The organism is Ruegeria sp. BB5 (genome assembly GCF_056539405.1).
Map to the genome: position 1 here is coordinate 84403 of NZ_JBQFUX010000007.1, position 22941 is coordinate 107343.

Sequence of the window (22941 nt, forward strand, 5' to 3'; positions counted from 1 at the left end):
GATTGCAATGCCTCCAAAGCTACCTTGATCAACGGAAGATTTGGGGAGGATACCGCATGCAGCTATTTACCACGACCGCCAGTTGGGTAACCGAAGAACACCGGATGTTTGCCGAAATGGCGGATCGGTTCATGGATGATGAGCTGATCCCCAACATCGAACGCTGGATCGAAAATGGTGTCGTGGATCGCGACATGTGGCGCAAGGCTGGCGACATAGGGCTAATGGCAGGCGCGATCCCCGAAGTTTACGGTGGCGTGGGTGGCGGCATAGGTTTTGACGCGGTTACGATGTACGCGCAGTCCTCGCACGGGGATTCCGGGTGGGGGTATGCGATCCAATCTATCGTTATCCACTATATCAGCGCCTATGGTAGCGAAGATCAAAAGCAAAACTGGTTGCCGAAACTGGCGTCGGGCGAGATGGTCGGCGCGCTTGCCATGACCGAACCCGGGACTGGCTCGGATGTGCAGGCCATTCGCACGACGGCCGACAAGGATGGAAATTCCTACCGTTTGAACGGATCCAAGATATTCATCACCAACGGGCAATCGGCAGACTTGATCCTTGTGGCGTGCAAGACGGACAAGGCGCTGGGCTCAAAAGGGGTTTCACTGATTGGGGTTGAGACCGAGGACGCCGAGGGCTTTCGCAAGGGGCGTAACCTCAAGAAGCTGGGGATGAAGGCCAATGACACGGCTGAGCTGTTCTTTGAAGACGTTAAGGTGCCTATGACCAACCTTCTGGGCGCGGAAGAGGGGCAGGGGTTCTACCAAATGATGAACCAATTGCCCTGGGAACGCCTGACGATTGGCATCGGTGCGCTGGGCGCAATTGATTTCGCCATCGCTGAGACGGTGAAGTACACGCAAGAACGCAAGGCATTTGGTCAACGGGTGATGGATTTCCAGAACACCCGCTTCAAGCTGGCCGAGTGCAAGACCAAGGCTGAGGTTTTGCGCAGCTTCGTCAATGATTGCATCGCGCGGCTTGAAGCTGGCACGCTGGATGCGGCGACCGCTTCGATGGTGAAATACTGGGGGTCGGAAGTTCAAAACGAAATCATGCACGAATGCTTGCAGCTGTTCGGTGGGTATGGGTTCATGATGGAATACCCGATTGCCCGCCTTTACGCGGATGCCCGCGTTCAGATGATCTATGGCGGCACCAATGAGATCATGAAGGAACTCATTGCCCGATCTTTGGATACTTAATCAGACCGGTTACTCCCGCCCGTCATCAATGTTTCTGGCGAAACATCTCCTCCCGTTGGGCCAGGCAGACGCGGGCTATGCGCGCGCCTGCCTGGCCCCTCCTACTTCTGCAGGACGCAAGGCCGAAGGCGGCGCAGAACCGCATTGCACCTCTGGCTTACGTGTTGGGGGCCGGATCAATCTGACCTTGCAGCCACGCTCGGAATGATCTGAGTGGTTCGGATTCCGCCCGCGATTGTGGCCAGACCAGATAGAAATTCCCAAGGCTGACGCCCGGACCGTGCCACGCTGGGACAAGCCGCCCCGCTGCCAGATCAGCCTCGATCAAGTAACTTGGGAGCAATGCCACGCCCAGCCCGTGGATAGTGGCCTGTCCCATGGTCGAGAATTGATCGAATAGCATTCCCTGTATCCCAGAAACCTCGCGGCCTTGTGCGGCGAACCATTTCTCCCAGGCTTCGGGGCGTGTTTCCAAATGCAACAGGGGCGCTTTGATCAACCACTCAGTGTCATCGCTGTCGTCGGGCAGCATATCGGGTGCGCAAACGGGCACTACATCTTCGCGCATAATGGGCAGGTAATTCACGCCGGCCCAGTCGCGTTGACCAAAGTGGATCGCGGCGTCGAATTGTTCTGTGTCGAAATCAAAGGGCCGCAACCGCGTATTCAGATTTACCGTGACTTCTGGATGGCGGCGGGCGAAATCCTGCAGGCGTGGCGCCAGCCAGTGCATGCCGAATGCAGGCAGGATCGACAGGTTTAGCGACCCTCCGGTCGGGTTGGCCTTGAGCTTCAGCGACGCCTGCGCCAGTTGGTTCAGCGCTTTGCGGGCGACCTGGACATATTCCTTTGCCGCAGGCGTCAGATGCAACCGCATCTGGCTGCGCTGGATAAGGGCGACGCCAAGCTGTTCCTCCATCGTCTTGAGCTGACGGCTGATTGCGCTTTGCGTCAGTGACAGTTCTTCAGCGGCGGCAGAGGCGCTGCCAAGGCGATCAACGGCCTCAAGTGCCAGCAAAGAGGGGATCGAGGGCAAAAAGCGGCGCGGGGCGATCATATGACAATTCCTCATACCTTTCGAAAGGAATATCACTGGCTTTTGCCGCGCGCCAGCCCGATACAAATGCAGGTATTTCTTCAGGGTATGCGCGTGTAAGCCTGTGCATCGGATCGGAGGTTTATTTCCCGGGTGCTTGCGGCTTTCTTTTGCCTCTGCCCTCGAATGCCTGCAAGAAAGGGGGGGTGCTGCTGCGGCAACACTCCGGATTAAGTCACACAGGATCAGGGAACCGACCATGGATCGCGCTCAGATCGTTCACGAGAATTTCCTGACCCGAGTCGCACAGACCGATTTACCTGATGGGGCCGCCCCCAGACCGGGTCTGAGCAACCCCGATGCGGTGTCATTGTTTCGGTCGCAAGTCCTCAGCCGTGCGCTGGACCGCACCAGCCGTGCGATGCAAAAGGCGGGGCAGGGCTTCTATACGATAGGCTCTTCGGGGCACGAGGGGATGGCAGCCGTCGCCCACGCGCTGCGCCCGACCGACATTGCCTTTCTGCATTATCGCGATGCGGCGTTTCAGATTGCCCGGGCCGAACAGGTGCCGGGCCAGCAGATCGCCTGGGACATGTTGCTTAGCTTTGCGTGTTCCAAGGATGACCCGACCTCGGGCGGGCGACACAAGGTGCTGGGGTCAAAGGCGCTGACGATCCCGCCGCAGACCTCGACCATTGCCAGCCACCTGCCCAAAGCGGTGGGCGCGGCCTATAGCCTGGGCGCGGCGCGGCGGCATGATCCGGAACACCGCGAGTTGCCCTTGGACGGGATTGCTGTTTGTTCTTTTGGGGATGCTTCGGCCAACCATTCGACCGCGCAGGGGGCGTTCAACACGGCCGGTTGGACCAGCGTGCAATCGACGCCGTTACCGTTGTTGTTCGTGTGCGAGGATAACGGGATCGGAATCTCGGTAAAGACACCGAAGGGCTGGATTCAATCGTCGATGGAGCATCGGCCGGGCGTCAAGTATTTCCAAGCCAATGGGTTAGACATATTCGAGACCTACGCCGTGGCCAAGGAAGCCGCCGATTACGTGCGAACCCGCCGAAAACCCGCCTTTCTGCACCTGAAAACAGTGCGTCTCTACGGTCACGCCGGGGCGGATGTGCCGACCACCTACCTGCCGAAAGCCGAGGTCGAAGCTGATGAGGCCAACGACCCGCTGCTGCATACTGTGCGTTTGTTGGATCAAGCGGGCGCGTTGCAGCCGGATCAGGCGTTGAAGATTTACAATGATACCTGCGCCCGCACGGATCGCATCGCCGCCGAGGCCGCCACCCGCCCTCACTTGTCAGATGCCGCCGAGGTGGTGGCCAGTCTGGTTCCACCGAAACGTATCTGCAAACCCACCAACGGCCCGGATGCCGAGGCGCGCGCCAAAGCCTTTGGCGGCGATTTGCGGGCGATGAATGACCCCCAGCCCATGAGCCGCCTGATCAACTGGGCGCTGACCGATCTGATGCTGGAACACGGTGAAGTCGTCTGTATGGGTGAAGACGTGGGCCGTAAGGGAGGCGTCTATGGTGTGACGCAGAAATTGCAACAACGCTTTGGTCCGGATCGGGTGATCGACACGCTGTTGGACGAGCAATCCATACTTGGGCTGGCGATAGGAATGGGGCACAACGGCTTTATTCCGATCCCCGAAATTCAGTTCCTGGCCTACCTGCACAATGCCGAGGATCAGATCAGGGGCGAGGCCGCGACGCTGCCGTTCTTCTCGAACGGGCAGTTCACGAACCCGATGGTGCTGCGGATTGCGGGGCTGGGGTATCAGAAAGGGTTCGGCGGGCATTTCCACAACGATAACTCCCTGGCGGTGCTGCGCGACATTCCCGGCGTGATCATTGCCTGTCCGTCCTCTGGTGCAGATGCGGCACAGATGCTGCGTGAATGCGTGCGGTTGGCGCGGGAAGAGCAAAGGGTGGTGGTGTTTCTAGAGCCCATCGCGCTCTATCCGATGCGCGATTTGCACGGGGCGCAAGATGGCGGATGGATGACCACCTACCCTTCGCCGGATCAACGTATTTCGTTGGGTGAGGTTGGCGTGCATGGGGATGGCACCGATCTGGCCATCGTGACCTATGGCAACGGGCATTACCTGTCGCAACAGGCGCTGCCCAAACTGGACGCAGCCGGGATAAAGACGCGCATCATCGACATGCGCTGGCTGGCGCCTTTGCCAGTCGAGGCCCTGCGCGAGGCCACCAAGCCCTGCGCACATGTTCTGGTCGTGGATGAATGCCGCCGCACCGGCAGCCAGTCCGAGGCGCTGATGACATTCTTCGCCGAAGAAAATCCCGCAACGCCAACCGCACGCGTTGTGGCCGAGGATTGCTTTATCGCCACGGGTCCGGCCTATGCCGCGCCACTGCCATCCAAGGGCGGTATCGTTGCCGCCGCGCTGAAACTGGCCGGAGGCCGCCAATGACCCGCACAGCCGTCGTCATCTGCCCCGGTCGGGGCACCTATAACAAGCCCGAGCTGGGCTTTCTGCACCGCCATCACGCGCAGTGGATGGACCTGTTCCACAACTTCGACGCCATCCGTGCCGAGACGGGGCAGGACGCCGTGACCGCCCTGGATGGTGCAGGCCGGTATACGATGTCCAAGTATTCGCGGGGCGATGTGGCCTCGCCCTTAATTTATGCGGCCTCGTTTGCCGATGCGCAGGCTTTGGCGGACGATATCGAGGTTGTCGCGGTCACCGGCAATTCGATGGGCTGGTATATTGCCCTGGCCGTTGGTGGTGCGCTGTCGCCGCAGGATGGTTTTCGGGTGGTGAACACGATGGGCACGCTGATGCAGGAACAGTTGATTGGCGGGCAGCTTGTCTATCCATACGCGGGCGACGATTGGCGGGATGCTCCGGCGCGCAAGGCCGAGTTGCTGGCGGATGTGGCGCGGATCAACGCAACCGACGGGTGTGATCTGGCGCTGTCCATCGATCTGGGTGGGATGTTGGTGCTGGCCGGGGACGAAGCGGGGTTGAAGGCGTTCGAAGCTTCTCAGCCTGTTGTACAGGAACGCTTTCCGATGCGGTTGGCGAACCACGCGGCGTTTCATACGTCCTTGCAGACTCCGGTCGCTGCGGAAGGGCGCGCGCGACTGGCACCGGATCTGTTTGCGCAGCCTGATCGCCCCTTGATCGATGGGCGCGGCAAAATCTGGTGGCCGGGCGCGACAGATACGCAGGCGCTGTGGGATTACACTCTGGGCCATCAGGTGACCGAGACCTATGACTTTACCCGCGCCATCCAGACCGCTGCGCGCGAGTTCGCCCCTGACCTGTTCATCGTCACCGGCCCGGGCGCGACCCTGGGGGGTGCCGTGGCGCAATCACTGGTTCTGGCCGATTGGAAGGGCATGTCGGACAAGGCGGCGTTTCAGGCGCGGCAACAGGTCGAGCCGTTTCTGATCGCAATGGGCCGTGATGATCAAAGGGCACTTGCAACCGGCTGAGTCCACCGCAATGATCCGCGCAAAATTCTGGAGCCCAGCGTGAGTGACCACGACCAATCCCTGTGGTTGAAAACCTGCCGCGAGCATGTGGAAGACCGCCCCCTAAGCGGTGATCTAACGGTTGATCTGGCCGTAATCGGCGGCGGCTATACTGGCTGTTCCGCGGCATTGACGGCGGCGCAGGCCGGGGCGTCGGTCTGCCTGTTGGAGGCGCAAGGCATTGGCCACGGTGGTTCAGGCCGTAACGTTGGTTTGGCGAATGCCGGACTGTGGTTGCCGCCCGAGGATATCCGCGCGCATCTGGGCAGGCAGGCCGGGGATCGGTTGATCGATCTATTGGCCGCAGCACCTGCGGATGTGTTTGACCTGATCGAACGGCATGGCATCGACTGTGATCCTGTGCGCAATGGGACGTTGCACTGCGCGCATTCTGCCTCAGGCCTACAGGATTTGCAGAGGCGTCACGCACAGCTGACCGCCACCTGCGCCCCAGTTGAATTGTTATCGGCTGATCAAGCAACACGTAGGACCGGCAGCGCGGCGTTCCATGGCGCACTGTTTGATCCGCGCGCGGGAACGATTCAGCCATTGGGCTATGTGCGGGGTCTGGCCCGTGCCGCTGCCGAGGCCGGGGCGCGGATTGTCACCCAATGCTCGGTGCAGTCGATGCAGTACGACAACGGTCAATGGGTGCTGAAAACCCCGCATGGCTTGGTGCGGGCGAAATCGGTAATCCAGGCCACCAATGCCTATCATCAGGGTCTTCAAGATACCGCCCCGGACTATGTTCCGGTCTATTATTTCCAGTTCTTCACCGCGCCGTTGTCGGACAATCTGCGGGCCAGTATTCTGCCGGGCGGAGAGGGGTGCTGGGACACTGGATTAGTCATGACTTCATTCCGTATGGATGCCGAAGGGCGGCTGATTATTGGGGGCATGGGCGATCTGGGCCAGGCAGGCCGTAAGGTTCACGCGGCTTGGTGCAGGCGCAAGCTGGCCGAGCTTTTTCCACAACTTTCCGGTCAGTCGTTGACCGAAGGATGGCATGGGCGCATCGCCATGACCTTGGATCACATCCCCAAGATCACGCAGATCGGTCCCAATGCCCTTTCAGCATACGGATATTCTGGACGGGGCATCGGTCCGGGTACGGTTTTTGGCCGCTTGATGGCAGAAAGCCTGCTGCAGGACGACCCGAGCCTGCTGCCTGTGCCTGCGGTTCCTGAATACCGCGAAAGCTGGACCGCCCTGCGACGTGCTTATTTCGAGACCGGCGCGACGTTGATGCATTTGATCAAGGCACGGTTCTGATCCGCGACCGCCCCGGTGATCAATTCTGCAGCGTCGTGGCAATGGCCTCGATCCGTGCGCGCAACCAGCGATGGGCCGGGTCATTGGCCGAACGTTGATGCCAGACCATGTAGATCGAGACCGGCTCGCACTCGAACGGCAGTGGCGCGCAGTCCAGTGCCGCCAACGGCCCGTGTTTCATCAGCACAGTGTCCGTCGATATCAGGTCGCTGCCCTTCACAAAGGACGGAATCGCGTGGAAATGCGGCAGGGTGACGGTTGGTGGCCGGATCTGGCTTTGGTCCACACCACGCATCACAGCGCGGGAACTGCGTCCGTCGGTAAATCGCACTTCAATATGCTCAGACTGGCAATAGGCCTGCCAACTGTCTGGCGGATTGCGCTGATCGGCATCGTAGAAAATCATTAGCGGGCTGATCAGTACGCGTTTTTGAAAAATATCCGGCCCATCGGGCGGCAGCGGGGTCAGCATCAACTGACACCGGTCGCTGCGCAGCAGGTCGGGGTCGGGGACGCCGGACGGGATGAACCCCAGCCGCAGGCGCACGCCTTCGGCCCGAAGCGCGTGCAGCAATGGCGGAAAGATCAGGTCGCGCGGCATGTCGTTGGTGGCGATCTGGATGCTGATCTCATCGGCCAGCGGATCAAACGGACGCTCGTCAGTCAGCGCCCGCATGCCGTCCAGCACCTGTTGTACCGGCTCTTTCAGCGATAAGGCGCGCTCGGTCGGGGTCAGGCCCTGACCTGAGCGCACGAACAACGGATCCCCCAGAACCTGCCGCAGTTTGGCCAGCGTGTGGCTGATTGCCGATTGCGTCACACCCAACCGGTCGGCAGCCTTTGAGACCGAGCTTTCCTCGAGGATCGTCAGAAAGGTGCGCAAGACTTTGCCGTCCAGATCGGTGAAATCAGTTTTGCTCATATCATCTATGACTATTCATGAATGGATTTGCTGTCTACGGCGCATTAGGTGACAGTCAGCAACAGGAGGCGCGCAATGGGAATCCGCTTTTTCTCGGATAAGAACAGACCTGTCCATATGGGCCGGTATCCGCTGGAGCGGTTGGAGCGGCAGATCGAGATGCCGGATCTGTCTGTGGTGCCCCCGATGCCAAAGCTGAGATTTCGCCAACCGGACCAGCCCGAAAGCATCGTCAACGCGATGGGTGAGTTTCAGGCGATGATGGACGCCATCCGCGACGGGTTCGTGAATCCGGTGAGATCAGAGATTCCGGCGGACCCGTCCGAGCGCGCCAACCACCTTAAGGCATTTGGCTATTTCAATGATGCCTCGATGATGGGCTGCGGCCCGTTGCCGTCTGAGGCGTTGTTGTCTGAGCCACGTCGCAACCCCGATATCGACCGGTTATCCCATGCGCTGAAGACGCGACAGACCAAGACGTTGGCTTCGGGAATCGACCTGATCATGGCGGACCTGAAGGAAAGCATGGAGGCCGCGCCCAAACCGATGGAAACGCATCGCCACGCCATCGTTTTTCTGTACGAACACAATCGTGATCCAGACCCGACCGAGCCAGGGGCCGAGTGGATCATCGACGCGCAGGATCATCGCGCCTGTCTGCTGGCGACCGAGAATGCGGTGGTGATTGCCAATTACATCCGCCTGCTGGGCTATGACGCGCGGGCGCATACCGCGATGTCGTCCGAGGTTGATCTGGGCCGGCTGGCAGTAGCGGCGGGTCTAGCCACGGTTGAGGGTGGCGACATAGTGGCCCCGTGGTTGGGCAAACGGTTCGGTCTGGCCGCCGTAACGACCGAGTTAGAGATCACGCATGACCAGCCTCTGATGCCCATGGCGCAACAGCCGTGGTTTCACACACAGGGTCCGGCCTGGTGGTTGGGCACCGGGTTTGCCAAGAACGCCTTGAACCGCGACGTTTACGCCAAACGGCGCTATGTGGACGGCGCACATCCGTTCGAAAAGCTTAAACGCGTTGAGAGCCCTACCACTTATATCGACGAAGAAAATGTCGCCCGCGTCCCCAAGCGTGCTGACATGTTCGCCCGTGCGTTGTTTGGCGATATGGGCAAACCGCTGCAGGACGCGGCAAAGGGTGGGCATTATGTCCGCAAATCTGCCCCCAGCTTTGCGCAGCGCCGGGCGCTTGGGGCCTTCGTGCTTTTGCAGGATGGTGAAAGTGCTGAGGTGTCGCAGCCTACCGATGCCGCGCGCAATGCCGCGAATATTAAGGCCGCAAGCTATTTTCTAAGTGCCGATGCCGTTGGCCTCAGCCGGTGCCCTGAATGGAGTTGGTATTCCCACGACGCTGCTGGAGAGGAAATCAACCCCCCGCATGATCAGGCGATCAGTATGATCATCGACCAGGGGCGTGAAACCATGGAAGGGTCCAGTGGTGACGACTGGATCGCGGTCAGCCAGTCCATGCGGGCTTACTTGCGGTTTTCCCTTCTTGGCGGCGTGATTGCGCAGCAAATCCGTAACCTCGGATACAAGGCCAAGGCGCATACCGTCATGGACGGCGAAGTGCTGCAACCGCCGCTGTTGCTTCTGTCTGGTCTGGGTGAGGTCAGTCGGATCGGAGAGGTGATCCTGAACCCCTATCTGGGTCCGCGCCTGAAGTCCGGTGTGGTGACAACGGATATGCCGATTAGCCACGACAAGCCCATCGATTTCGGTCTGCAGAGCTTTTGCGAGGCATGCAACAAATGCGCGCGTGAATGTCCTTCGGGGGCGATCACGGCCGGGCCGAAGCTGATGTTCAACGGCTATGAAATCTGGAAATCCGACAGCCAGAAATGTGCCACGTACCGGATCGGCACGTCCGGTGGGGCCATGTGCGGACGGTGCATGAAAACCTGTCCATGGAACCTTGAGGGTATTTTCCAGGAGCGCCCCTTTCGCTGGGCCGCGATCAACCTGCCTCAGGCCGCAGCTGTTTTGGCAAAGCTGGATGATGCGGTCGGAAATGGCGGTTTGAACGACGTCAAGAAGTGGTGGTGGAATATCGAACTGCAGACTGATGGTGCCTATCGCCCCACCGCTCACCCGCTGAACCGGCGTGGTCTGCAAACAGACCTTGACTTGAAATACGAAGATCAGACGTTGGCCGTCTACCCCGCTTATCTGGCGCCGCACCCGTGGCCCTATCCCTTTGCGATGGACCGCGAGGCCGGGATTGCTGCCTATCAGGCGATGGTCACGGCTGAGGAATACAAGGCCCGCAAAGCGGCCGGTGATGTGTCGGTAATCCACCGCTACACTATTGCGGGCGACGCGCCAGTGATGCGGGTTGAGCTGACCAAAGTCGACAAGATGACGGCGGATGTGACCAAGTACGAATTTGCGGCCATCGACGGCGCGCCCTTGCCCGACTGGACCGCAGGGGCGCATTTGGACGTGCTGGTCGCGCCGGAATTCCTGCGGCAGTATTCTATGTCTGGCGATCCGTCTGACCGGTCCTCCTATCAAATCGGAGTGCTGCGCGAGGATGACGGGCGCGGCGGCTCAGCCCTTTTGCACCGCATCTTTAACGAAGGGCGCAAGGTGTTCATCTCAAAACCGATCAACCATTTCGAATTGGATGAGACGGCCACCAAGACCTTTTTGATGGGCGGCGGGATTGGCATTACCCCCATGATCGCCTTTGCCCACCGCCTGCACGCGCTGGGCAAGCCGTTCGCGCTGCATTATTCAGCCAGAACCCGCGCCAGTGCGGGGTTTCTGGACGATTTGGCGGCGATGCCCTGGGCGGAACATGTACATTTTCATTTCTCGGACGAAGGCACCCGCGCCGATCTGGATGCGGTTCTGTCAGGCTACCAACCGGGTTGGCACGTTTATACCTGTGGGCCGGACCGCTACATGGACAGTGTGATACAAGCGGCCGAGGCGCAGGGCTTCCCCGAGGACGCGCGGCATCTGGAGTATTTCTCGGTCCCTGAACAGCCTGAATATGAAAACCATCCGTTCACCTTACGGCTGGCAAAATCGGGTCGGGAATTGATCGTACCTGTGGAAAAGGACGCCGCACAGGTGTTGACCGAGGCGGGGATTCACGTGGACGTCAAATGCTCAGACGGCATATGTGGGGTTTGCAAATGCGGTGTGATTTCGGGAGACATTGAACATCGCGATTTCGTTCTGTCGAACCAGCAACGCGCGGATGCGATGATCCTGTGCCAAAGTCGCGCGGCGCAGCCAGACGGCGTGATCGAGATCGACCTCTGACCTCAGGTCTGGAAACGACATCGGGTAACATGAAATTTGGTCGCTCCTGCCATGGACGCGGCCATGCTGCTGCACTAACGTCCCCTCTGAACCCAGTGAATCCTGATCAACAGGTGCGAGGTATTTCATGGATTATCACAGCCCCGCCAGCTTTGCCGAAGCTTCGGCACTGGCCGCAAACGCGACGGGCATCACACGGTTTCTGGCAGGCGGCACCGATGTTCTGGTGCAACTGCGATCAGAACTTGTGACGCCCGATACGCTGATCGACATAAAGAAGATCGACGGCGTGCGCGATATCAACAGCAACGCCGACGGCAGTTGGACGCTGGGCGTCGCTGCCACTGGTGCCGAGATGAGCGAACATCTGGAACTGGGTCGCGACTGGCCCGGCGTGGTCGAGGCGATGGATCTGATCGGCTCGACCCAGGTTCAGGGGCGCGCGACGCTGACCGGCAACCTGTGCAACGGCTCTCCGGCGGCGGATTCGGTGCCTGCCATGGTTGCGGCGGGTGTCACGGTCACGGTGACCGGCCCGGATGGCGACCGTGAGGTAGCGGTCGAAGACATCCCAACCGGACCCGGTAGAACGTCGCTGGCCAAGGGCGAGTTGATCTCGGCCGTCCACATCCCCGCACGGGGCGACAATGGCGGCGACGCATACCTGCGCTTTATCCCGCGCACTGAGATGGACATTGCCGTGGTTGGCGTTGGCGTCAGCCTGCGTCTGGACGGGGACACCGTCACCGAGGCGCGCGTATCATTGGGCGCTGTCGCGCCGACCGTGCTGCTGGTTGAGGACTGTGCCAAGGCCATCATCGGCAGCGCGCTGGACGACGCTTCATTGGACGCACTGGCCGCTGCGGCATCCGCCGCCTGCAACCCGATTGACGACAAACGCGGCACTATCGAATTCCGTACCGAGGTCGCCGGCGTTCTAGCCAAGCGCGCCGCGAAAATCGCCTATGCCCGCGCCAAGGGAGAGGAAGCATGAGCAAGTTCCACGTATCCACCACAGTGAATGGTGACGCGGTCGATTACCTTTGCGATCCGCGCGAAACCCTGCTGGATTGTCTGCGCGACAAGCTGAATCTGACTGGTGCGAAAGAGGGCTGCGGCACCGGTGATTGCGGCGCATGCTCGGTCACGGTTGATGGCCGTTTGGTCTGTTCCTGCCTGATGTTAGGGGTCGAGGCCGATGGCAAGCAGATCGAAACCGTCGAAGGCATCGCGGAGGGTGACGTTCTGCATCCGCTGCAGAAAAAGTTCATCGAGCATGCCGCCCTGCAATGTGGTATCTGCACGCCGGGCATTTTGGTCGCGGCCAAATCGCTGCTAGAGAAGAACCCCAACCCGACCGAAGAAGAGGCCCGGTACTGGCTGGCAGGCAACCTGTGCCGCTGCACTGGGTATGACAAGATCATTCGCGCCGTGATGGAAACGGCCGAAGAACTGCGGGAGGCTTCATAATGGCACTCGACGATCGTAAAACGCAATTCACCTTCGTCGGCACGCGCCCGGATCGGCCCGATGGTCTGGACAAGGTCACTGGTCGCGCCAAGTTCGGGGCGGATGTTTCTGCGCCAGGCATGCTGCACGGCGCGATCCTGCGTTCGCCTCACGCCCACGCACGGATTGTGAAGATCGACACCTCGCAGGCCGAAGCGCACAAGGATGTCAAAGCCGTCGTCACCCGCGCGGATTTTGCCGAAGTGCCGTTCAAACCCGGCCTTGAGGGTGAATTCTGGAATGTTCTGGAAAATGTCATGGCTGGTGAAAAGGCGCTCTATGACGGGCACGCAGTCGCGGCTGTGGCGGCGACCTCGGCCTTGGCGGCGCGCGATGCGCTCAAGCTGATCGAGGTTGAATACGAGGTGCTGCCGCACGTCACCGACGTAGACAAAGCGATGGAGCCGGATGCGCCGGTCTTACGCGAAGGTGCTGCGGATTATTCCGTACCCGAGGGGATGCACCCGAACGTCGTGCGGTACCACGAAAGCGGGCACGGCGATGTAGAAGCTGGCTTTGCCGAAGCTGACTTGATTATCGAAGACAGCTTTGTCACCGAGGCAACCCATCAGGGGTACATCGAGCCGCATGCCTGTTTGGGCATGTTGGGCAACGACGGTAAGGGTGAGCTGTGGTGTACCACTCAAGGCCACTGGATCGCACAAAAGACCTGTGCCGCGCTATTGGGTATCGAAACCTCGCAACTGCGCGTGACTGCGTCCGAGATTGGTGGTGGTTTTGGTGGTAAAACCACAGTCTTCATCGAACCTGTCGCGCTGGCACTGAGCCGCAAGGCGAACCGCCCGGTTAAGCTGGTGATGACCCGGTCCGAGGTGTTCCGGGCCACTGGCCCGACATCCTCGGCGTCGATGGATATCAAGATCGGGATGAAGAAGGATGGCACCATCTCGGCAGCCCAAGGCGTGTTCCGCCTGCAGGGCGGGGCGTTTCCGGGCGCCCCGGGTGACATGACCGCCATGTGTGCCTTTGCACCCTATAACCTGACCAATGTCAGCCAGATTGGGTATGACGTGATGGCCAACCGCCCGAAACAGGCCGCTTACCGCGCGCCGGGTGCACCGATGGGGGCTTTTGCGGTTGAATCGGTGATTGACGAGCTGTGTAAGAAGCTGGGCCTCGATCCGATCGAAGTTCGTCTAAAAAACGCCGCCCATGAAGGCACCAAGGCCAGCTATGGCCCGACGTATGAGCGGATCGGTTTGGTGGAAACGCTTGAGGCCGCGAAGGCCCACCCGCATTACTCAGCCCCGCTGAAGCCGGGGCAGGGCCGTGGGATTTCCTGCGGGTTCTGGTTCAACCACGGGGGTGAAACGTCGGTTTCGCTGGCGCTGTCCGAGGATGGCTCGGCACAGTTGATGGTGGGCACGCCCGATATCGGCGGCTCACGCGCGTCAATGGCGCTGATGGCGGCCGAGGTTCTGGGCATTCCGTATGAGAACATCCGTGTGACCGTCGCCGATACTGCGACGCTGGGGTATAACGACGTTTCGCATGGTTCGCGCGTGACCTATGCAAGCGGCTTGGCAACCATCAAGGCAGCAAAACACGCGGTTGAAAAGCTGTGCGAACGAGCTGCCGCCAGCTGGGGAATTCCGGCGGATGCGGTTAAATGGGAAAACGGCTGCGCTGTACCTTCGGGTCCAAACGCGGGTGATTTCGACCCGCGCCCACTGGCCGATATCACCGCCCACATGGGTCAAACCGGCGGGCCTATCTCGGGCCATTTCGAGGCCACGCCAGAAGGCGCAGGCGTATCCTTTGGCACCCATATCGTTGATGCTGAGGTCGATCCGGAAACAGGCAAGACTGCGGTTACCCGCTATACGGTCATTCAGGACGCCGGTAAGGCGATCCATCCTACCTATGTGGAAGGCCAGTATCAGGGCGGTGCCGCGCAAGGCATCGGCTGGGCACTGAACGAGGAATATATCTATGGCGAGGATGGCCGCCTGCAGAACTCGATCTTCCTGGATTACCGTATCCCTGTCGCCAGTGACTTGCCGATGATCGACACGGTGATTGTCGAAGTGCCCAACCCCGGCCATCCGTTTGGCGTGCGTGGTGTGGGTGAGACGGGCATCGTGCCACCTTTGGCCGCCATCGCAAATGCGGTGTCGCATGCGGCGGGCGTTCGGATGAAGCAACTGCCGATGTCACCGCCCCGCATTCTGGCGGCGCTTAAGGACAATGGTTGAGGTTCACCTCTGGTCCAGCCTCCGGTCACTGACCGGGGGCCAGCAGGTGGTGGAGGTTGAGGCCAGGACCACAGGCGAGTTGCTGCGAGAACTGGTGAAGATTCATCCGCAATTGCAGGCCCCGATTGATGCGGGGGTGTCCATCGCCATCGACGGGCGGGTCATCGCCAGCGGGTTAACCGAACCGATCCCCGAAGGCAGCGAAATCTATTTGATGCAACGACTGAGGGGCGGTTAACCCTTAGGCGACCACGGTTCGCGCCCGACCATGCGGTCGGCTTCGGCGGTGATGTCGTTCATGTGCTGCTCAAGGCTTTGGCGCAGGGTTTCGATCTGTTCTTCCGACGCTTTGCGCGGCACGGTTTCAGTCCATTCCCGGCACAGAAAGACACCCTTATTCCGCCAGGGGCGTGGCATCAAAAGACGATCCCATGTCCCCGCCTCGCGGCCATGTTCTGCCGAAAAGGTGATGCCGAACACCCGCTTGCCCGAGGTGCGCGCCCAGACCAGAGGCACAGTGGACAGTACCCGTTCGGGACCGCGCGGACCGTCTGCGGCGATGCCTATGGATATGCCCTGCTTAATCTTGCCGATCACTTGGCGCGATATGGCAATGTTATTTGCGTTTTTGCTGGTCATGGCGATGGTATCCATGCCGAACAATTTCTGCACTCGGCCCACCATACTACCCGCTCTTGCGGATGAGGTGATCGAACAGATCGGCCCTTTTTCCAAAGGAAAGAAATAGGGGGATTGCGCCAGCCTTTGGTGCCACAGCACCACGATCACCGGCTCACCCTGTTCGACCAACTGGTCCAGTTCGTCGTACCCGATGCGTTGCCATGTGGTGTTGCGATTGACCATCCGAATATAGCTTGCGATGCGGCGCGCAGCCCAGTTCAGAACGGCTTCGCTGTCGGCGATCTTTTTGCGGATACTCACGGATGGGGTCCCTCGTACTGACCAAACCGTGTCTTATAGAACTCAACGCCGCACGCAACTTGTTTGTCGAATGCAATTGTCGCGCGGAATCTGAAAAAGCCTCTTGAGTCCGTCGCGCGGCTGGCATATCTGAGGCGCACCTTAGGGGTATAGCTCAGTTGGTAGAGCGACGGTCTCCAAAACCGTAGGTCGCGGGTTCGAACCCTGCTGCCCCTGCCATTCCACTCAAAACGCTGTTTCAATGGATGCGCATGAGTCGTGCGACCTGCATATGGGTTGTTGTGAGAAGTGACAGCCTGCAGAAGTCTTACGCGCACTCTTGCACGCCGATGCTTATCAGATATTCACCGGACACATACAGAAACTCATCCGGGCCCACAAACCTTGCCTTGGACATGAACCAGTTTCTTATCGGTCGCGGGTAGTACGTGGCAAGCGAAGTGCTTTTCTGGTCGAATTCCTTTTCGGTCATCTTTGTCCGGTTTACACGGTACGGGCCGTGAAACCCGAAAAGCGTTTCGGAGGATACACACACATCGTCTGCCCCCAACAGCATGGTGCAGCTGGAGTTACAGTAATCCCCGACAATGTGTATGCGCGCGTTGGTCCTGTTGGCGATTTCGATCTGAACCTTGCGGTCCAGAATCCGCCCGCCTGGATCATTGCCAACCTGTATTTCTTTCGATGCCAATGGCGTGCTCATAGTCAAGAGCACTGCCAACGCTGCGGTTAGACCTCTCATCTGCTCGTCTGCTCAAGGATGTTTTTTTGTTTTGTTTTTTTTGTTTAGCAGGAATTTGAAGAGGTAGATACACAGCGCCGAGATACAGCGGGATGGGCGGGTAAGGAGGACACACCTTGATCCGAATTTTAGAGTTTCCAGAGGCATAGTCCGCTTGAAACGGCCACGCCACAGTCTTGGGTTCAGCAAGCCAGGCCATTGCCGCGCTTTTCGTGGTGGTGACAATTGGCCAATCCCGGTTTCCTACAGCGACGGAATGACATAATGTCCGACCACCACGAACACACGTAAGAGGACCCATGTCGCGCTTTGATGGATATTTCCTGCGGCAATTGCTGATTCTGTTCGGCTTTTTCACCTTGGTTCTGGTCGGTGTGTTCTGGATCACCCGATCGGTTAGCCTGTTTGACCGGGTCATCAGCGGTGGCCAATCGGCCATGGTGTTTCTGGAATTCTCGGCGCTGACATTGCCAACGCTGATCCGCACGGTGATGCCGATGGCGGTGTTTGCCGCCGCTGTTTATGCCACCAATCGGCTGAGCCGCGAAAGCGAGATGACGGTGATGCTGGCCACCGGTTCCAGCCCATGGCGGCTGGCCCGTGCGGTATTCCTGTTTGGGTTGGTGGCCGGGCTGATGATGGCCGTCATCAGCGTCTTTTTGCGCCCCGCATCTGTTGAGCAGCTTGAACAGCGCCAAGCCGAAGTAGCAGGGGACGTCACCGCGCAATTGCTGAATGAAGGCGAATTCCTGCATCCCGCCTTTGGCGTTACTGTCTATATCGGCAAGATTGACCTGGACGGCACGCTGTCCGAGGTTTTCGTATCAGATCGGCGAGATGCGCTGAACCCGGTCAGCTATTCCTCAAAAACGGCCTATTTGGTCAACAATGAATCTGGGATCCACTTGGTGATGTTGGACGGGATCGCGTTGCGTTTGAATCAGGAGGGCAGAACCTTGTCCTCGACGCTGTTCGAGGACGCCTCATATGACATTTCCGCACTGACGAATTCGAATGTCATGGCCGAGCGCAGTCTCGAAGCCATCCCCACCATTGAACTTTTGCGAGACCGCGCCGCCATCAGCGTCGCCGAAGGCTTTCCCATCGGAGAATTGGTCGACGAATTGCATCAGCGGTTTTCGTGGATTGCCATTTGTATCGCCGTGGCAATGGCCGGGTATGCCACGTTGATGTTGGGTAGCTTTTCGCGATTTGGTCTGTGGCCGCAGATCCTGGGGGCGTTTTCGATTCTGGTCGTGCTGGAAGGCGTGCGGGGCTTTGTTTCACCCGTTGTAATCGAAGAACCGAAATTGTGGATACTGTTGTATCTGCCGGCGGTCATCGGCATCGCGGTCGCCTGTCTGTTCTTGCTGGTTGCCGGGCGGCCGTTGCTGCGCAGGCGCCACAGAGATGCCTCGAGCGCGATCTCTCAGGCCTAGGCTGCGCGCAGCTCGGTCAGGCAGGTCAGGACATCGTCGCTGGTTGTGCTGTCACGGCGGGTCACCAGATGCAGCGGCAGCAGCAGGTCAATGGCCCCGGCCACGGGGGTCAGTTGACCCGCGGACAGATGATCTCGGATGACGTATTCCGGGAAATACCCGGTTCCGCCCCGCCGCAGGACATAGCGCAGGGCCATCAGGCAATTGCCCAGAAACACCGTTTGCCCCGTGGCCTGCCGCGCAGCCGAACGGACGTGGTCCTGATAGACCTCGCCCAGTTCTAGATTGACGAAAACTGGATTGTCCGTTTCCGGAGTTTTGACAAGCAACAGGCGTTCGGGGTTTAACTCGTGCGATTGCACGCGCGGATCGTTGGGTGTTTCGTGGGTCAATGCGGCGTCCAGAACATGGGTGGCGACCGCGTCGACCATGCTCAGATCGTGGTCATAGTTCAACGTCAGCAAAAGTTGCCCGAGGCGCTGTTCGAACTGAACGGCCAGATCGACAAGCAGCGGGTCCCAGATGCTCAGTTGCGCACCAAGACGCAGCGCGATCCGGTTCTGCGTTTGGGCTGGCAGTTCGCGTGCCGCAAAGGACCAAAGCGACAGCATCTGTTCGGCATATGGTCGGAACTGTTGCCCGAATTCAGTCAGGCTGGTGCCGCCTGCACCGCGGGTGAACAACGCCTTGCCGGTTTCTTCTTCGATCAGCCGGATACGGGCGCTGACAGCGGTTTGTGTCACGTTCAATTTGCGTGCGGCGGCATGGAAGCCCCCGGTCTCGGCCACGCATAGAAAGGTCTCGATTGCTTTGAATTGCATGGCGATACTATTTTTTCATCAGATTGATAAAATCAATTCATTTTTTTGAGTAGGAGGGATGCGTTACTCTGATTCCAACAGATCAGCCAAAGGACCGCGCCATGCTGGACAAAAGCCACAAACCCACCTGGACCAGTTTCGAAGAGGCCACCAAGGCCGACTGGGACGCCGTCATGGAGTATGAAGAGGCATACAATGCCGCTTTGCCTGACCGGATTTTGGACGCGATCCGGTCGCTGGACGAAGACTGGACGCCCTATCCCGTGAACCGCTATCAGCACAGCCTGCAGGCCGCGACGCGCGCTTTTGAAGACGGCGCGGACGAGGAAATCGTGGTCGCAGCACTGATCCACGACACCGGCGATATTCTGTCACCCTATAACCATGGTGAGCTGTCAGCGGCGATGATGAAGCCCTATGTCAGTGAGAAGACTTATTGGATTCTCAAACATCACTGTGTGTTTCAGGGGTACTACTACAACCATCATCTAGGCGGCGACCGCAACGCCCGCGACAAGTATCGCGACAGCCCTTATTGGGAGGACTGCCGCTATTTCTGCCATGAATACGACCAAAAGGCGTTCGACCCGGATTACCCGACCAAACCGCTGGAGTTCTTCGAACCCATGTTGCGCCGTGCCCTGAACAAGGGCGAGGGGCACATGGAACTGAACGAAACGTCCGAGGGTTAACAGGCAGCCATCAGGCGATAGACGATCTGCGCTGCGGTAAAGTCCCAGGCGGCATTGCCATTGGGGGCTAGTTCGACCACGTCGAAGCCCACGCATTTGCGGCCTTTCAGGGTATGTTCGACCAACCGCAGCGCTTGATAGTAGCCCAGCCCACCGGGCACCGGTGTCCCGGTGGCGGGCATGATGGCGGGATCCAGCCCGTCCACGTCAAAACTGACATAGACCAGCTCAGGAAAATCCTCGGGCAGGTCGACGGCGTGGATATTACCGGTGACCAATTCCTCAGCATCCACGTGGAAAACGTGATTTTTCAGGCGGCTTTGCGCTTCTTCGGTCGAAAAGGCGCGCACGCCAAACTGCGCCAATCGGATACCTTCTTCAGCGAGCAGATGCATGACCGATGCGTGGGAGTGTCTTTCCCCCTGATAGGCATTGCGCAGGTCGGCATGGGCATCGATCTGGACAATGCCTATGGGTTGACCCAAGGCGCGAGCCACACCCATCACAGCGCCGTAACTCAGCGAATGTTCGCCCCCCAAAGTGACCGGCACCTTGCCCGCGCGAATGGCGGCTTCGGTGCGCTGGGCAAGGCGCTCCATGATCTCGGACAGGGACGCATCGCAATCCACGGGCTCTTCGGTGAAAATCCCCTCGACGCAGGGCTCGGCGTGGCCGGTGGTACGTTCCAGCTCATTGCTGGCCTCGATGATGGCCTCGGGGCCTTTGGCCGTTCCCGAACCGTAAGAAACCGTGCGCTCCAGCGGTACCGGGATCACGCGGAACCGGGCATCTTCGGTGCGCTCAGTTGCGGTCAGTTCACTGTCGAGGAAAATGCTCATTAGAGTCGGTCCTTAAAGTCGTCATAGCCGAACTGTTTGATGATCTTCAACTCGTCCGATTCGCTGTTCCACAGGGCGATGGTGGGCAGGGGTACGCCGTTGAACGTGTTGGTTTTCACCATTGAGTAATGCGCCTGATCAAGGAAGGCAAAACGCTGGCCGATCTCCAGCGGTTTGTCCCATGTGTAGTCTCCGATCACGTCACCGGCCAAACAGGACGGGCCGCCCAGACGGTAGGTGTGGCCTGCCTCGGCCTCGTCCATCAACGCGGGGCGATAAGGGGCTTCGATCACGTCAGGCATGTGACAGGTGGCCGAGATATCGGTGATGGCAAGGTTCATTCCGTTGGTGGGCAGGTCGAGGATTTCGCCGACCAGAATACCTGCATCCAGCGCGACAGCCTCGCCGGGTTCGAGGTAAACGTCGAGACCGTATGTCTCTCGGATGTTCTTGATGAACGCCACCAGACACTCGCGGTCATAATCGTCACGGGTGATGTGGTGACCGCCACCGAAGTTCAGCCATTTCAGCTGTGCGAGGAAAGGTTTGAGTTTTGGTTCGACGGCCTTCCACGTGCGCTGCAGCGGTTCGAACCCCTGTTCGCACAGCGTGTGCATGTGCAGACCATCAACTCCGGTCAGGGTCTCGGCGGTCAGTTGGCTGACCGGCGTGCCCAGACGCGAGCAGGGCGCGCAGGGGTCGTATTTGGGCACCTCGCCCTCGGAATGCTCCGGGTTGATGCGCAGGCCCACCTGAACATTCGCGGTTTGGGCTTTGGCAAGGAACCGGCCCTTTTGTGCCGGAGAGTTGAAGATGATGTGGTCGGACAGCGACAGAATTTCATCCATGTCGGCGTCTTTGTACCCGGCGCAGAAGGTTGCGACCTCGCCGCCGTATTCCTCACGGCCCAGACGCGCCTCGTAAATGCCGCTGGCGCAGGTGCCACCGAGGTGCTGGCGCACCAGTGGGGCCAACGAAAACATGGAAAACGCTTTGAGCGCCGAAAGGACATGCGCGCCGGACAGGGTGCCGATATCGGAGAGGATGGTCAGGTTTCGCTCGACCGCTTTTTCATCGACCACAAAGCAGGGGGTTGGCACACGGTTCAGGTCGAAATTGCGGAAGGCTCCGGCGTCGCCAGCCTGTGTGGTCATCATGTCGGACATGTCCGGCGTTTCCTTGTGGTGGAGAGGCCGGGGGCTCTGCCCCCGGACCCCCGGAGTATTTGGCAAAAGATGAAATGAGTGGACTTAGAACTCGACCGGGCCGCCGAGTTCGTGGACTTGCCAAGGCAGGCCTTGCTCATTCAGCATGTGCATGAAGTTGTCGGGGTCAAGCTGTTCCATGTTCCACACGCCGGGCTCGGACCAGTTGCCTTTGATCACCTGCGCCGCGCCGATCATGGCGGGGACGCCCGTGGTGTAGCTGACGGCCTGGCTGCCGACCTCGGCATAGCATTCCTCGTGATCGCAGATGTTGTAGATGTAATAGGTCTTCTCACCCGAGCCGTCCTTGGCCTGACCGGTAGCGATGTCGCCGATGCAGGCCTTGCCTTTGGTTTCGGCACCCAGATCGCCGGGATCGGGCAGCAGAGTTTTCAGGAATTGGATCGGGATGATTTCCTTGCCGTCATGCATGACCGGATCGATGCGTGTCATGCCGACGTTCTGCAGTACGGTCGCGTGTTTGATATAGGCGTCGCCAAACGTCATCCAGAATCGGGCGCGCTCGATCTCGGGGAAATGGGTTGAGAGCGATTCCAGTTCCTCATGGTACATCTGGTACATGTTTTTCCGCCCGATGGCAGGAAAGTCGTATTCAACCTTGTTGGTCAGCGCGGGGCTATGGTGCCATTCGCCGTTTTCCCAATGGCGAACCTCGGCCAGAACCTCACGCAGGTTGATCTCGGGGTTGAAGTTAGTGGCGAACTCCTGATCGTTCGAGCCGCCATTGGCATCCAGAACGTCGATCTGGCGGATGGTGTCCAGCTTGTGTTTCTTAAGCCATTTGGCAAAGACGCTGGTCACGCCTGGATCGAAGCCCGATCCAAGAATGGCGGTCAGCCCAGCCTTTTTGAACCGATCCTGATAGGCCCATTGCCAGTGGTATTCGAACTTGGCCTCATCCTCGGGCTCATAGTTCGCTGTGTCGAGGTAGTGGATCCCGGCCTCAAGGCAGGCGTCCATCAGCACCAGATCCTGATAGGGCAGGGCGAGGTTCACCAGAATCTCGGCCCCTGTTTCCTTGATCAATTTGACCGTGTCTTCAACCTTGTAGGCATCCAGTTCCGCCGTGGCGATATCAACGCCCACACGCTCTTTCACCGCTTTGGCGATAGCGTCGCATTTCGATTTGGTCCGGCTGGCCAGAGTGATTTCGGTGAAGATATCCGAATTCATCGCCATCTTATGCACGGCAGCGTGGGATACGCCGCCCGCGCCGACAACCAGTGTTTTGCCACTCAAAGTTCCCATGGGGGTAATCTCC

General features: G+C 59.3%; 19 protein-coding genes and 1 tRNA gene. 12 read left to right on the forward strand and 8 right to left on the reverse strand.

The annotated features are described in order from the left end of the window. The first annotated feature begins 56 nt into the window (after window positions 1-56). Window positions 57-1214 carry an acyl-CoA dehydrogenase family protein gene (locus ACR0DL_RS15680; protein WP_170350851.1) on the forward strand — a complete coding sequence of 386 codons (1158 nt, stop codon included), beginning with the start codon at window positions 57-59 and terminating at the stop codon, window positions 1212-1214. Between the two features lie 157 nt (window positions 1215-1371). Here the strand turns inward: ACR0DL_RS15680 and ACR0DL_RS15685 are convergent, their stop codons facing one another. Then, complete coding sequence (locus ACR0DL_RS15685; RefSeq protein WP_480690074.1) at window positions 1372-2271, reverse strand: LysR substrate-binding domain-containing protein; 900 nt, start codon at window positions 2269-2271, stop codon at window positions 1372-1374. A 238-nt stretch (window positions 2272-2509) separates the two neighbouring features. Here ACR0DL_RS15685 and ACR0DL_RS15690 point away from each other — a divergent pair, with 238 nt between their 5' ends. The 3 genes from ACR0DL_RS15690 to ACR0DL_RS15700 are packed head-to-tail and all read left to right on the forward strand — an operon-like array spanning window position 2510 to window position 7044. After that, window positions 2510-4702, forward strand: a complete 2193-nt coding sequence (locus tag ACR0DL_RS15690) for a dehydrogenase E1 component subunit alpha/beta (protein ID WP_480690076.1) — start codon at window positions 2510-2512, stop codon at window positions 4700-4702. Beyond that, on the forward strand, window positions 4699-5733 hold the full coding sequence (locus ACR0DL_RS15695) for an ACP S-malonyltransferase (protein WP_170397969.1): 1035 nt from the start codon (window positions 4699-4701) through the stop codon (window positions 5731-5733). The genes ACR0DL_RS15690 and ACR0DL_RS15695 overlap by 4 nt, the downstream gene beginning before the upstream one ends. Window positions 5734-5772: 39 nt before the next feature. Next, complete coding sequence (locus ACR0DL_RS15700; protein WP_480690078.1) at window positions 5773-7044, forward strand: NAD(P)/FAD-dependent oxidoreductase; 1272 nt, start codon at window positions 5773-5775, stop codon at window positions 7042-7044. A 19-nt stretch (window positions 7045-7063) separates the two neighbouring features. On the opposite strand, the gene ACR0DL_RS15705 is transcribed toward ACR0DL_RS15700, so the two are convergent. Continuing rightward, entirely contained in the window at window positions 7064-7966 is a 903-nt protein-coding gene (locus tag ACR0DL_RS15705) for a LysR family transcriptional regulator (RefSeq protein ID WP_170350856.1), read from the reverse strand. Between the two features lie 75 nt (window positions 7967-8041). Between ACR0DL_RS15705 and ACR0DL_RS15710 the strand changes: the two genes are divergently transcribed. The 5 genes from ACR0DL_RS15710 to ACR0DL_RS15730 all read left to right on the forward strand — a co-directional run bounded on the left by ACR0DL_RS15710 (window position 8042) and on the right by ACR0DL_RS15730 (window position 15217). Continuing rightward, complete coding sequence (locus ACR0DL_RS15710) at window positions 8042-11254, forward strand: 2Fe-2S iron-sulfur cluster-binding protein (protein WP_480690080.1); 3213 nt, start codon at window positions 8042-8044, stop codon at window positions 11252-11254. A 127-nt stretch (window positions 11255-11381) separates the two neighbouring features. Next, a complete protein-coding gene (locus tag ACR0DL_RS15715) occupies window positions 11382-12248 on the forward strand; it encodes an FAD binding domain-containing protein (protein ID WP_170413541.1) in 867 nt (288 codons plus the stop codon). Then, window positions 12245-12724 carry a (2Fe-2S)-binding protein gene (locus ACR0DL_RS15720; protein ID WP_170350859.1) on the forward strand — a complete coding sequence of 160 codons (480 nt, stop codon included), beginning with the start codon at window positions 12245-12247 and terminating at the stop codon, window positions 12722-12724. The genes ACR0DL_RS15715 and ACR0DL_RS15720 overlap by 4 nt, the downstream gene beginning before the upstream one ends. After that, entirely contained in the window at window positions 12724-14979 is a 2256-nt protein-coding gene (locus ACR0DL_RS15725) for a xanthine dehydrogenase family protein molybdopterin-binding subunit (RefSeq protein ID WP_170397955.1), read from the forward strand. The genes ACR0DL_RS15720 and ACR0DL_RS15725 overlap by 1 nt, the downstream gene beginning before the upstream one ends. Next, window positions 14972-15217 carry a MoaD/ThiS family protein gene (locus tag ACR0DL_RS15730; protein WP_170413529.1) on the forward strand — a complete coding sequence of 82 codons (246 nt, stop codon included), beginning with the start codon at window positions 14972-14974 and terminating at the stop codon, window positions 15215-15217. The genes ACR0DL_RS15725 and ACR0DL_RS15730 overlap by 8 nt, the downstream gene beginning before the upstream one ends. On the opposite strand, the gene ACR0DL_RS15735 is transcribed toward ACR0DL_RS15730, so the two are convergent. Then, on the reverse strand, window positions 15214-15921 hold the full coding sequence (locus ACR0DL_RS15735) for a lysophospholipid acyltransferase family protein (protein WP_170362068.1): 708 nt from the start codon (window positions 15919-15921) through the stop codon (window positions 15214-15216). The genes ACR0DL_RS15730 and ACR0DL_RS15735 overlap by 4 nt on opposite strands. A gap of 143 nt (window positions 15922-16064) precedes the next feature. Between ACR0DL_RS15735 and ACR0DL_RS15740 the strand changes: the two genes are divergently transcribed. Then, window positions 16065-16140 (forward strand) — tRNA-Trp (locus ACR0DL_RS15740). Between the two features lie 88 nt (window positions 16141-16228). On the opposite strand, the gene ACR0DL_RS15745 is transcribed toward ACR0DL_RS15740, so the two are convergent. Next, on the reverse strand, window positions 16229-16624 hold the full coding sequence (locus ACR0DL_RS15745) for a hypothetical protein (protein WP_170350863.1): 396 nt from the start codon (window positions 16622-16624) through the stop codon (window positions 16229-16231). A 338-nt stretch (window positions 16625-16962) separates the two neighbouring features. On the opposite strand from ACR0DL_RS15745, the gene lptF reads away from it, so the two are divergent. Beyond that, window positions 16963-18102, forward strand: coding sequence for an LPS export ABC transporter permease LptF (lptF, locus tag ACR0DL_RS15750; RefSeq protein WP_425082091.1), 1140 nt, complete (start codon window positions 16963-16965; stop codon window positions 18100-18102). On the opposite strand, the gene ACR0DL_RS15755 is transcribed toward lptF, so the two are convergent. After that, window positions 18099-18923: a LysR family transcriptional regulator gene (locus ACR0DL_RS15755; protein WP_480690082.1), complete on the reverse strand. Its 825-nt coding sequence runs from the start codon at window positions 18921-18923 to the stop codon at window positions 18099-18101. The two genes, lptF and ACR0DL_RS15755, sit on opposite strands and share 4 nt — an antisense overlap. Before the next feature lie 101 nt (window positions 18924-19024). Between ACR0DL_RS15755 and ACR0DL_RS15760 the strand changes: the two genes are divergently transcribed. Beyond that, on the forward strand, window positions 19025-19615 hold the full coding sequence (locus ACR0DL_RS15760; RefSeq protein WP_480663726.1) for an HD domain-containing protein: 591 nt from the start codon (window positions 19025-19027) through the stop codon (window positions 19613-19615). Here ACR0DL_RS15760 and speB read toward each other — a convergent pair. From speB to ACR0DL_RS15775, 3 genes are all read right to left on the reverse strand, one after another. After that, window positions 19612-20454, reverse strand: a complete 843-nt coding sequence (speB, locus tag ACR0DL_RS15765) for an agmatinase (RefSeq protein WP_480663724.1) — start codon at window positions 20452-20454, stop codon at window positions 19612-19614. The genes ACR0DL_RS15760 and speB overlap by 4 nt on opposite strands. Continuing rightward, window positions 20454-21620: a carboxynorspermidine decarboxylase gene (nspC, locus tag ACR0DL_RS15770; RefSeq protein WP_480690084.1), complete on the reverse strand. Its 1167-nt coding sequence runs from the start codon at window positions 21618-21620 to the stop codon at window positions 20454-20456. Before nspC ends, speB begins: the two co-directional genes overlap by 1 nt. 84 nt (window positions 21621-21704) lie before the next feature. Beyond that, window positions 21705-22928: a saccharopine dehydrogenase family protein gene (locus ACR0DL_RS15775; protein WP_480690086.1), complete on the reverse strand. Its 1224-nt coding sequence runs from the start codon at window positions 22926-22928 to the stop codon at window positions 21705-21707. Between the last annotated feature and the right edge of the window lie 13 nt (window positions 22929-22941).